At 40.1% G+C, this 1,414-nt stretch carries 2 protein-coding genes; both read right to left on the bottom strand.

Translation table 11 applies throughout. The features are described 5' to 3' along the window. Positions 1–571, bottom strand: a 571-nt coding sequence (locus AC30RD_RS09295) for a DUF58 domain-containing protein (RefSeq protein WP_489494259.1), incomplete at its 3' end; no start/stop codon positions are given. Between the two features lie 10 nt (positions 572–581). Continuing rightward, positions 582–1,414, bottom strand: an 833-nt coding sequence (locus tag AC30RD_RS09290) for an AAA family ATPase (RefSeq protein WP_489494258.1), incomplete at its 5' end; no start/stop codon positions are given.

Raw genomic sequence — 1,414 nt, 5'->3', positions numbered from 1 at the left:
CATGTTTTTTTGCCAAAAGTTTAAAATCGGGAATCTCAAAAAAATCCCCCACAACCACAATAAGTGATTTTCTTTTTAAACGTTTAAAAAGGGTGTGTGCAAGGTATGTATAATCTGCTTTTTGATGGAGTGCTTCAAAACGGAGAATCTCATCCACACTTTTACGTACCTGAAAAAGTTTTTTACTCGGTTTGAGGTGTGAAACCATCCTATCGGTAAAGATATAGTTGCTTAAAAGGTCTCCGTTTTTGATGGTTGAAAAACTAAGCAGTGCCACAACTTCGGCTATAACATCTTGCTTAAATCGTTTCGATCCAAAATGGACACTTCCATTTAGCACAGAAGCAACCACCACGTTCAGCTCCCTCTCTTCACGAAAAATTTTTATATAGGGTTTTTGCAGTTTTGCCGTGATATTCCAATCTATATGGCGAATATCATCCCCCGGCATATATTCACGCAACTCTATAAAATCGTACCCCTCCCCTTGAAATATAGAGGGGTTGTTCCCCACCATTTCAGAAAAAACCTGACGACGAGCCCGAACAAGTATTTTTTGCAGTTTACTCAAAATCTTCCCTTTATGGAATAGGTACTATCTCAAGCACTTTTTGAATAATTGCATCGGTTGTAATACCTTCAGCTTCCGCTTCATAGGTTAAAACAATACGGTGACGCATCAACTCTTTGATAATGTAGGCAACATCCACAGGTGTCACAAAATCTTTGCCACGCATAAAAGCCATCGCTTTTACCGCTTTGAACATATCGATACTCACCCTCGGAGATGCACCAAACTGTATATACTCTTTTATCTCATCAAGTCCATACTCTTGTGGATTTCTTGTAGCATTGACAAGCTCTATCATATACTCCTCCACCTCCGCATCCACATGGATCTCTTTGATGGTGTCTTTGAGTGTATCAAGCTCCTCTTTACTTAGTACCGCCTCAATATTTTCAAACTTTCCGCTTGAGATACGGCGTGCAATCTCAAGCTCCTCCTCTTTGGTGTTGTACCCAACAATAAGTTTTAACATAAAACGGTCAAGCTGTGCCTCTGGAAGTTGGTACACACCCTCTTGTTCAACAGGGTTTTGTGTTGCCATAACAAAAAAAGGCAAATCGAGTCCAAAGGTTGTATCACCTATAGTTACCTGTTTCTCCTGCATCACTTCCAAAAGAGCAGACTGCACTTTTGCAGGCGCACGGTTTATCTCATCGGCAAGGAGAAGATTGGTGAAGATGGGACCTTTTTTGATTTTAAAGCGGTTGTTTTGCGGATCATAAATCTCTGCACCCAAAATATCTGAAGGAGTTCCTACTCCCATTAAATAACGAGGCTTATTTTTTGGCATTAAAGGTGCAACTTCATCAAGAACTTTAAACATCTGATCTTGAGTTTCTCCTACAG

This window comes from Nitrosophilus sp. (assembly GCF_982775275.1).
The sequence above is the reverse complement of the archived record's forward strand: the minus strand, read 5'-3'. Positions and strand labels throughout refer to the sequence as shown.